We start from the raw sequence: 10,032 nt of genomic DNA, 5'->3' as shown, positions 1-10,032 counted from the left end.
ATGAGTTTCTCATAGGCACGGCTGCGCATCTTCTCCAAAGACAATGCGTGTTGGAGGTTCACTATCTTCTGGCGCAATATCTCATTGTCTGTCAAATTCGTTTCTTTATGAGCCATACGATACCTCTCGATTACTTCCGAGGGCAAAGATAACGATTTTGAATCAACGGGCCAACGTTTCAGCCATTGGAACATCGAACCACTAGACACATTCCACTTACGCAATATGGACGCTTGAGAAGAACCGCTAGAATAATAATCAATTAACACTTGCAGCTTGAACGAATACGAAAATTCGCGCGGGGTTTTACGTTTTGTCATAATTTCTTACTTTTTTTATAGTCAGAATTGTGACAAGCTAAATCCGTATAAGACAAATCAGGACATTATTGAATTTTTCCCATATCACCGGGGATGGATTTTTGCAGCTTCAACACTCCGGGCTAAACAAAGAACAGGCTTGTTTTTTGTCTTTCCCGGACAGGCTCAGGTGTTGATACAAGTTCATGGCGCATGGTTTTTAGTTGGTAAATGTCCATCACTTTATAGCATTTGCCAACAACAAAGCTTTCGCACGCGCTATCTTGCCGGTCTCGGTAAGGGGAATGGAGGAAACTTTTTGATAATCATGCGGTTGATGGAACTTGGGGAGCACCTTTTCGCAAATGCTTCGTATCGCTTGCAAATCCTTGCTCTCTGTGAGCAACACAACCTCTTCACCAAATTTCTCGCTATGCCGTTTTGTGATGAGATAAGGTTTCATAAGATAGGGTTTCAACGCTTTTTCTACTTCCTCCATTTGAATTTTTATTCCGCCGGAATTGATGACGTTATCTTTACGCCCAATGATTCGGAACAAAGTTCTCAGCTTTCCCTCCTTGTCTTTTTCCGTTTTCACTTCCGCTCTATCATGTGTTCTTAAGAGTTGGTCGCACACCAATGGCGCATCGATTATCAGACAATCGTCCGCGTCAAGGGAAATTCTCACACTGTCGAAAGGCTCGTACCAATCACTTGCTGCCGACCCGTTGAGCCGACGAAGGGCAATATGCGATAGCGTTTCGGTCATCCCGTAAGTACTCCAAACGGCATTCGGAAAACTTCTCAATGCCGCCGCGAGAGCCTCATCCACTGCCCCACCACCGATAATCAAGTGCTTTATCCGCTTTAGTCTCTCGCATTCGGCGGGAGCGCGCAGGGAGTTGTAAACCTGCAAGGGCACCATCGCCGCGAAATCTATCTCACATTCGGGATTGTCGAGTTCGGAAAGTGATGTTTCCGACAACGGATGTCCGGACGGAATGACGGTCAGAAGACGAAGTCGGCGTTCCAAACTGCGAACTACCATCATTTTTCCGGCAATGTAGTCGAGGGGCATACAGAGCAGAGCGGTATCTTGAGGTTGCAAATTCAGGAAGTCGCAAGTGATGCGTGCCGAGTTCAACATGCGCCGCTTCTCCACATACAGAGGCTTCGGCGTTCCCGTAGAGCCACTGGTGTGTACAAGAACGGTGGGTTTGTCGTTGCCCCACTCAACAAGAAATTCTTTTACCGTCATGTCATTTCCATGGGTTTTTCATATCGACCGCTATCCGAACATCAATCATCGAAATTTAATAGTTCATCATCAGCCGGTCGCCGACAATGGTGAGCGGCATCGGAATATTGTCTGTGAAAAGCTGTCCGGTACCCAATCCCTGCGGCATTCGGATATTCGGTCCGTAAATCCTCGCGGTAAGCTGCGCGATGGCATTCAGTCCGATATTGCTTTCCAACGCCGATGTTATCCACGAGCCAATGTTTCGTTCGTGAGCAAGCTCAATCCATTCCCTCGTCCCTGCCATTCCTCCGTGTAAACTTGGTTTCAAGACGATGTATCGCGGATGCAGCGTTTCCAAAAGTTCTATCTTCTTTTGCCGTTCGTTCACACCAATGAGTTCCTCATCAAGAGCGATGGCTATCGGAGCATCAGCACAAAGTCGCGCCATATCCTTCCATTGCCGTTGCTTAATGGGCTGTTCGATGGAATGAATATTATATTTTGCCAGAGTTTCCAACCTATCCATGACTTCCGCCGGCGAGAAACCGCCATTGGCATCCACGCGAAGCTCCATTCGTTCCCTCGGAAACAAGGAGCGAATATGCCTAATCAGTTCCATTTCCTTCGTGAAAGCTATGGCTCCAATCTTTAGTTTTACACATCGAAAACCTTGCCGAATCTTTTCCTCGAGGCGTGCGGACATCTCATCGTAAGTTCCCATCCACACCAGTCCATTGATGGGAATGCCCTCCTCGCCACGTCCGAAAGGAGTGGAAAAGAAGTCGGGTTTACCCCCGGCATCAAACTGTGCCATTGCCGTTTCCAATCCAAAGAGCATCGACGGATAAGGTCTCATCGCCTCGCTGTCAATCGTCCCCGTTCGCTCCACACCATCACAGAACTCTCGCAACTTTCTTTCGTATTTCTCAGGAGGCAGCGCATCGCATGAAAGGTCGGGCAACGTGGCACACTCCCCCACGCCTTTCACCCCAGGATGTTCTTTGGAAGAGAGCGTAACAAAGAAGCTCAAACGAGATGTATAGACACCGCGCGACGTTCCGGCAGGCGACTTGAAATGCAAAGTCTTTGATGTGATGCGTAATTGATAAGGCGACATAAGCAAATGGTATTAAGAATTGAAACGATACAAGACGTTTAAGGGAATTTGGGATATTTATCGAAGTCGGGCTTGCGCTTTTCCAAGAATGCTTTTCCGCCTTCCTGCGCCTCATCAAGCGTATAATACAGCATGGTGGCATCTCCGGCAAGTTCCTGAATACCGGCTTGTCCATCGAGTTCGGCATTAAATCCCGCCTTCATCATGCGCAGAGCAAGAGGTGAACGTTCCATCATTGTTTCCGCCCATTCCACACATTCGTCTTCCAACCTATCGAAAGACACCACTTTGTTCACCAATCCCATGCGCTCAGCTTCCTCGGCAGAGTACTGACGGCAAAGAAACCATATCTCGCGCGCCTTCTTCTGTCCTACGATGCGTGCCAAATAAGAAGCACCGAAACCGGCATCGAACGAGCCTACTTTGGGACCGGTCTGACCAAAGATGGCGTTTTCCGAAGCGATAGTCAGGTCGCAAACAACGTGCAGCACGTGTCCTCCGCCTATGGCATAACCATTTACCATTGCGATAACCGGTTTAGGAAGACGGCGAATCTGCATCTGTACATCCAAAACGTTCAGCCTTGGCACGCCGTCCGTGCCCACATAACCACCTTTCCCCTTAACATGCATGTCTCCACCGGAGCAAAACGCCTTGTCGCCGGCACCGGTAAGTAAGACCACTCTTATATCCAATGCCTCGCGACAATAAGCAAAAGCTCGCGACATTTCCCACACCGTGAGGGGCGTGAAGGCATTGCGATAGCGCGGACGATTAATAGTTATCTTCGCGATATGATTGTACTCCTCGAATAAAATCTCCTTGAAATCAAACCCTGCTATGGGCTTCCATTCTCTCTTGTCCATATCTCTTTTTTATTTATCTTCACCAGAAGAGAACCGTCGAGCAGACAGTTTCCTCTTGAATAATTCGTAATATTCTCCTACCACCCGGGCATCGGCTTCGGCATCTGTGAAAACTTCAAGCAGCAACGGTTTCTCGTTGCTCCGAAAGAATGCTTTTAGTGCTTTCTTCAGTTCCTTTTCATCATGAGCGGATAAGTAATCAATATCGTTTTCGCGGCATACTCCTCGAGCGGATGTCGTGTGTGCTGCACTAATCATCGTGTCGCGATGGGGCGATTTCTCAAGACCGGGAAGCTGATGAAAGATACCGCCACCACCATTGTTAAGCAGCAAGACATTCACATTCGTTGTCAAATTGCGATTCCACAAGGCGTTTCTATCATAAAAGAAACTCAAATCGCCAATAATGCAATAGACTTTGCGTTCTTCGCGAACTGCCGTTGCATAACCAACTGCCGTCGATAAAGTTCCCTCTATCCCATTTGTGCCTCTGTTGGCAAACAAATATTCATGCGAATAGATATTACCCAATCGCAAAGGCGAACTGTTGCCATAGAAAAGGGCAGCGAGAGAATCGTTTTTCCTCATCGTCTCATGAAAAAGTTTCACCGCCTGCATCTGAGAGAAGGATGGTTGGTAAGCGTTGGCTATTTTTCGAGCCTTGACAATCACATCATGCCACAGTTTTCCAAATGCCTTGGGCGGTTGGTTCTTAACCGCTTGCGACAGAACTTTCAAAGCATCTTCGGGTAATCCCTGAACAACATCGGTGAGGTTCATAAATGTATCACAAACCTCCCCCCACTGATCAACAAACACTGAAGTAACGTCCTTGCAACTACGGAGGAATTTCTTCAACCGCTTGCTCACGATTGTTCCTCCCATATAGACAATATAGTCGGGCTTGTATCGCTCGTCATCACCGATTACCGATAATATCTCATCGAAATGCTGTGCCGAACCAGCAGTGTTGTCAGCTGTTTTCTCTCGTAAGACAACTGAAAATGTGTCTAAAATGGCTATTCCCGATATAGCCTCGTCTGCCTTAACAACATTCATCTGTCCGAAGACAATCATCGGCTTTTGAGCATTGGCAAAACCAACCGCGATGTTCGTCATACGCTCATGACTGATCACGGCTTCGTGGAAAGTTATCTTACGTTGCGGTGGCAGTGTGTTTACCGTAAAATCAAAAAGTGGCTCGGAGATTGGTACGTTGATATGAACAGGGCAGCCTCGTCGGTTTGCTGACAGTGCCTCGTTTATCAACCGGTTGCAATACCATCGTTCCTCATCATTCGCAGGCTCGGGCAAGCTCACTCGTTTGCGGACGTATGGCGACAAAGCCTCCATCTGCGGCAGAGTTTGTCCGTCTTGCTGTCCAATCCATTGTCGTGGTCGGTCTGCCGACACAACGATGAGTTGCCGGTTTTGGTAATAAGCCTCCGCTACCGCAGGAGCAACATTCAGCAGTGCCGTTCCTGAAGTAACACAAACAACTACCGGTTCATTGATTTTCATACACAAGCCAAGTGCGAAGAAGCCAGCCGAGCGTTCGTCGGTAACGGAAAAACACTCTATCGCCTCACATTCACAAAAATTATGCACAATGGGAGCATTGCGAGAGCCCGGACAAACCACGGCTTTACTTATTCCGAACTCTGTCAATAGTTCCGTTAGCATATTTACGTTTTCCTTATTGCTGAACATGATTGTTTATGCGTATGATTTATGGCTTTTATGAATGAATGATTTGCGATGGAGCCTTAACACTCTTCCAATAATTGTTTCATTGCCGCGAGCTTCGCCTTCGTTTCTCGCCATTCGCTTTCCTCTGTGCTTTCTCTCAATATTCCACCTCCCGCATACAGCCGACAAAGGTCTTCGGCTATCTGCATACAGCGAAGAGAAACATAAAGATGGGTTTCGCCATTAGGATCTACCATGCCGGCAAATCCGCTATAATAACGGCGAGGTGATGTTTCGTTTGCCAAGATAAATCGGCGTGCCGCGTCTTTAGGTATGCCACATACGGCAGGAGTGGGATGCAGATTATCCAACAAATCACCCAAGCGTTTCGGATCGTTAATGGTGAAGCAAAAATCCGTACGTAAATGTAACAGGTCGGCTGCCGCACGAGTAGTGAAAGGACCATTTTCACTTATGTTGGAGGCGAACTTCTCCAAATGATTTCTAATATATTCAGCCACATATTGCTGTTCCGCTTTGTTCTTCATCGACCATTTTTCCTCTCCGGTCTTATGCATCATTGTCCCTGCCAATGCCATTGTTTGCCAACTCGTATCACTGCCGGTCAATAATACTTCCGGAGTTGCCATGAGCCATGTGCCCGACTGTGGCGTTGAGAAAAGGGAAACAAACTGATCGGGATAGTCTTTGCAAGCGCGCAGAAAGATTTTCTCCGGTTGCAGTTTGTCATACAGTTCAACATCAAGACAACGCGACAATACCAATTTAGAGAAAGTGTGGTTCGTCAATTGTTGATGGAATATGGAGAAATCGCGATGATAGCTTGTTTTATCCGATTTCACAGAGCGTGGTCTCGCTGATGTCTCGGATAATTGCAGCTTTAATGACGCATTGATTTCCACCTTTTCGGGAAGGAGTAAGAGCACGGGACACGTTGCCGAAGGGCTGAAAGGGGCAATGACAAAACCACGTTTTCCGTTTAATTCGGTAAGGGATGACAAAACCAATGGGGCATCCTGTCGTCCGGTTATCTTCACATATTGGTCGGCATTCGGCAACCGATAAAAAGCATACGACCGCATATTGGCTACAATATTACTTCATTTCTTCTTGGGGTCAATGACATAATTGGTAACTTGAACTGTGGAGATAATCTCACCATTATCGTTCTTTACGTCCACTTGCCACACATGTAGCTTATTGCCCTTATGAACCAGTTTGCCAAAGGCCGTTACCGTTCCTCCGTAAGGCATTGCCTTTACATGACTACCACTGACATTGATTCCCAACGCCATCTTTCCGGGGCAAATCCCATTAGAGCCAACCCCTGCCACATTCTCCGCTAACGCCAACGTGGCTCCGCCGGAGAGAAATCCGAATATTTGTTTGTTGCGATCATCTACCGCCATCTTTGCCATCAAAGTATCAGGTTCAGGAGTTGAGATGAATTGCATGCCCAAGGTGCGGCTCAATCCGTCTTCTTTTTCCAAGCGTGCACTTATTTTTTCTACATCCATATCATGAATTCTTTTATTGGGGATATCAAGCCCAAGGGGTATCTGTTTTTCGTTTCTTGCAAAGATAGTAAAAAACGAACAGTCCACAAAACATTCAAGGCGATTTCCTATCCCCTTCATAATAAAAAATCCTCTTCTACTGTCTCAGCGGAGGAGGATTTTTGTATCGTATGTTTAACGAGTTTACTTTATGGCATATTTCTTTCCGTTCTTAATATAGATGCCACGAGTAGGGCTTTCTATTCTTCTACCTTGCAAATCGTAATAATAATTGTCTTGTGTCTCATTGCTCACAACTTCCTCAATGGCATCGGGGATCAAGAAGTGGAACGAGAGCGTTCCATCAGCGTTGCTTTCGATTTTATAGACAGTTTTTTCCAACTTACTCCCATCAAAGAGACTGAATGATTTTATCTCGTTTACGCCGTTGCCATAAAGATGTTCTTTTTGAGCATCCCACTCAAACTCACTACCATTGGCAGCAACAACGTAAGCTCGCTTCGAGTCTTGAATATTGTTTACCTCATTCTCTTCCCAAGCTCTCTTGTCGTAGGCGATATGCGTAACCAACAATCCCGGACTGAAGGTGTTAGTATTAGAGGAGTAGCTATCGGAACAAGTTTCGGGATACCACGTACTGGCGGAAGAACGATTTTCCAAAATGAAATATTCTTTTTTATTATTCGGGTTGCGTATCAGCACTGCCACATCGGAATGGTCGCTTTCGGTAGGCATAAGCTTTATATAGGATTTATCGGTAAGCTCCGGAATGTCCAACCATCCGAGACAAGAACGTTCGTAGGCGGTATAACCTATCGGCGCGCGACCTTGGCGGATGTAGCCTCCCTCATCCATAATCGACCAAAAGCCGAAAGGAGCATCATTGTCATAAGAATAATCGGTTACGTAAAAGTCGGGCAAACCTAAGGCATGACCGAACTCATGGCAGAACACGCCCATACCCATCAAGGTGTTATTGTCATCCAACTCATTACTTACGAAACAACCATTGAAATGAAATCCTGCAATGTTAAAATTCGGTTCAAAATCGAACTGCTGCGGCCAAACTAAATAGGGATTACTACTGCTCGTAGCTTCTCCTTTACCGGCATACAGAACACTGACGAATTGTATGTTTCCATCCCCGTCAAGATATTTGGAAAAGTCCGCGCCTTGATCCATTGCCGCTTTTACCGCATCCGCCACAAGCTCATCAACATGGAGGTCATCGCCATTCATATTATTCTTTCCGTAATATCTATAACTTTTGCTGAGCGTAACAACTCCCAATACATCGAACGTGGGTTCGAATAGTCCACGACTCTGAGCTACAAAGTAATCTTTTACGGAACCTACGCAATTTGGTTCTCTTCTATAACCCTTCTCATTGAAATAGGCAGTCATATGCTCTTTCGTTGTGGAAGGCTTGAACTTCGTGTCATTAAACTGTACCATGATTACGGGTATATTCACCTTGCCGATGCTTTTAACAGGTCCCAGTCCACTCCGACCATATTTCCCCAGTCCATCATCTGTAGAGACATAGATTTCCTTTCTCGGGCGAATGTATCTGCTTTTGCGCTTGGAACGTTTCAGTTCACTCAAACGAGAAAGTACCTGCTGACCGTCAAGAAATTCTTTTTCTTGTTCCGATCTTTCGGTTATTTCGTGGGCAAGAAAGTCTGAAGGTATCAGTCTCCCATTTTCAATGATGGCATAACGCAGTTCATCGGTATCGGTCATCACCAACACCTGTCCATCCACTGTGGTATAATAAGCCGCCCCTCTATCGCCATGCACGTAAACTCGTACCGTCGTACCATCCGGTTGAGTCATGGTCCATAACTTTTTGATGGGACGGATGGCACTCATCGGTAAAGCGATAAATATTGCCAAAACAGATAGTAACAGTAATTTTCTCATGTTGTTGATATTGTCTTCTTAATTTTTTGATTTCTGCATTTTTATATCGCAGAATATGCAAAGATAATAAAAACGGAATTACGATGCAACAATTCCCATGAAAAACTTTCTCTACCCTTACCCCAAATCGGGCACATTAGAAACCACTTTGGTTCTTTTTCCTAATGACCGCCGGTAGAAACATTCAATTATAGATGTTTGTTATTCAGCAATTTACTGACGAAAAACCATATACAATGAACTCATAGCCACACCTGCCTGCCCGGAGATATGGGAAAAGTTTAATAATGTCCTGAATTTTCTTCATTCATCTATCAAAAGCTTAGCTTTTGCTTTCCAAAAGATAAGCTTTTACAATGCAAAAGGTCATGAATTGCAATGCAAAAGGCAACCTTTTAAATTGTAATTTATATTTTGTTGATTATCAATGGATTACAAAACGCATCTCGGGCGCGGTTTTTGTAATGTAATTTCGCAATGATGACCGGGTCGAATATTCGCTATCAAGCATCTGCCATATACCACCGGGAAATCCTAATGAGCGATTTGGATTTAATGATGCTGTCCAAAAGTGGTATTCGTATTGAACTCACATCGCCATTTCTTTCTATCCTTCACGAATGGAAGCCAACAATCCGGCTATCTTACAGCACGAACATAAATCAAAAGAATAAAGTGAAAGAAAACTGCAAATCTATAAATTTCTAACCTGAATAACACAAGATTGATATAAAATAAGTGAAAAAACTTGTCCAAACATTTATATTTTATTATTTTTGTTCTGCAAGTTCCAAAACGAAGTGCAATAAAAGAGTAGCCCTCGCCGAGAGATGCAGACGTTCTCGAAGCGTAGCGAGAGGTTGTCTGCATCTCTCGGCGAGGAAAAAAAACAACCAGCAATACAAATAAAAAAGGGAGACCTCTGTCTCCCCAAGATTAATTAACTTTGTATTGTGAAATATCATCAATTAACCTCGGAGCAAAGGTCGCAAATTTTCGCCTTACTCCAAAAGAAAACAGGGAGAAAAGAGATTGCCACAATCGTCGGCATCAGTCAGTCAACACTATCACGTGAAATCAAACGCAACAGCACGCCATCAGAAAAGTATATCTGGACAAAGGCGCACGATATGGCTATGCAGCGCAGAAAGAGAACGGTAAAGAACGCCAGGCTCTCTAACGAATTAGTCTGGAGAATTAAGGAATATATCACCAATGACCAGTGGTCTCCACGACAAATATCAGGTTATCTGCGCAAGAATGAGGGAATAAAGGTGTCCCACCAATCCATTTATAATATCATTCATAATGATACAACAGGGGAACTTGCCAAACACACAAGGCATAAGATGAAATACAG

9 protein-coding genes are annotated in these 10,032 nt (G+C 45.1%); 1 reads left to right on the top strand and 8 read right to left on the bottom strand.

Features of this window, described 5'->3' with window-relative positions:
- From E0E16_RS13930 to E0E16_RS06585, 8 genes are all read right to left on the bottom strand, one after another.
- Nucleotides 1-320 (bottom strand): hypothetical protein (locus tag E0E16_RS13930; RefSeq protein ID WP_181951343.1); only part of this gene is annotated, 320 nt, incomplete at its 3' end.
- Between the two features lie 217 nt (nucleotides 321-537).
- Entirely contained in the window at nucleotides 538-1,557 is a 1,020-nt protein-coding gene (locus tag E0E16_RS06615; protein WP_130829633.1) for an AMP-binding protein, read from the bottom strand.
- Between the two features lie 55 nt (nucleotides 1,558-1,612).
- Nucleotides 1,613-2,656 carry an o-succinylbenzoate synthase gene (locus E0E16_RS06610; protein ID WP_130829632.1) on the bottom strand — a complete coding sequence of 348 codons (1,044 nt, stop codon included), beginning with the start codon at nucleotides 2,654-2,656 and terminating at the stop codon, nucleotides 1,613-1,615.
- A 38-nt stretch (nucleotides 2,657-2,694) separates the two neighbouring features.
- The gene (menB, locus tag E0E16_RS06605; protein ID WP_130829631.1) at nucleotides 2,695-3,522 is read right to left on the bottom strand and encodes a 1,4-dihydroxy-2-naphthoyl-CoA synthase; all 828 of its coding nucleotides are present in this window, start codon (nucleotides 3,520-3,522) and stop codon (nucleotides 2,695-2,697) included.
- Between the two features lie 9 nt (nucleotides 3,523-3,531).
- Nucleotides 3,532-5,232 (bottom strand): 2-succinyl-5-enolpyruvyl-6-hydroxy-3-cyclohexene-1-carboxylic-acid synthase, encoded by a 1,701-nt coding sequence (gene menD, locus E0E16_RS06600; protein WP_130829630.1) that lies wholly within the window; start codon nucleotides 5,230-5,232, stop codon nucleotides 3,532-3,534.
- A gap of 56 nt (nucleotides 5,233-5,288) precedes the next feature.
- Nucleotides 5,289-6,314: a chorismate-binding protein gene (locus tag E0E16_RS06595; RefSeq protein ID WP_130829629.1), complete on the bottom strand. Its 1,026-nt coding sequence runs from the start codon at nucleotides 6,312-6,314 to the stop codon at nucleotides 5,289-5,291.
- Between the two features lie 18 nt (nucleotides 6,315-6,332).
- A complete protein-coding gene (locus tag E0E16_RS06590; protein WP_130829628.1) occupies nucleotides 6,333-6,749 on the bottom strand; it encodes a PaaI family thioesterase in 417 nt (138 codons plus the stop codon).
- 183 nt (nucleotides 6,750-6,932) lie between these two features.
- On the bottom strand, nucleotides 6,933-8,672 hold the full coding sequence (locus E0E16_RS06585) for a M6 family metalloprotease domain-containing protein (RefSeq protein WP_130829627.1): 1,740 nt from the start codon (nucleotides 8,670-8,672) through the stop codon (nucleotides 6,933-6,935).
- A 953-nt stretch (nucleotides 8,673-9,625) separates the two neighbouring features.
- Between E0E16_RS06585 and E0E16_RS06580 the strand changes: the two genes are divergently transcribed.
- The coding region (locus tag E0E16_RS06580) for a helix-turn-helix domain-containing protein (protein WP_165444201.1) at nucleotides 9,626-10,032 on the top strand (407 nt) is incomplete at its 3' end.

Origin of the sequence: Prevotella rectalis (genome assembly GCF_900607215.1) — a bacterium.
GTDB classification, from domain to species: domain Bacteria; phylum Bacteroidota; class Bacteroidia; order Bacteroidales; family Bacteroidaceae; genus Prevotella; species Prevotella brunnea.
Note: the sequence above shows the minus strand (reverse complement) of the source record. Positions and strands in the feature narration are given on the sequence as shown.

What these genes read in the sequence shown, in the direction of transcription:
- E0E16_RS06615 (WP_130829633.1), bottom strand. Translation starts at nt 1,557, where the DNA reads ATGACGGTAAAAGAATTTCTTGTTGAGTGGGGCAACGACAAACCCACC.
- E0E16_RS06610 (WP_130829632.1), bottom strand. Translation starts at nt 2,656, where the DNA reads ATGTCGCCTTATCAATTACGCATCACATCAAAGACTTTGCATTTCAAG.
- menB (WP_130829631.1), bottom strand. Translation starts at nt 3,522, where the DNA reads ATGGACAAGAGAGAATGGAAGCCCATAGCAGGGTTTGATTTCAAGGAG.
- menD (WP_130829630.1), bottom strand. Translation starts at nt 5,232, where the DNA reads ATGTTCAGCAATAAGGAAAACGTAAATATGCTAACGGAACTATTGACA.
- E0E16_RS06595 (WP_130829629.1), bottom strand. Translation starts at nt 6,314, where the DNA reads ATGCGGTCGTATGCTTTTTATCGGTTGCCGAATGCCGACCAATATGTG.
- E0E16_RS06590 (WP_130829628.1), bottom strand. Translation starts at nt 6,749, where the DNA reads ATGGATGTAGAAAAAATAAGTGCACGCTTGGAAAAAGAAGACGGATTG.
- E0E16_RS06585 (WP_130829627.1), bottom strand. Translation starts at nt 8,672, where the DNA reads ATGAGAAAATTACTGTTACTATCTGTTTTGGCAATATTTATCGCTTTA.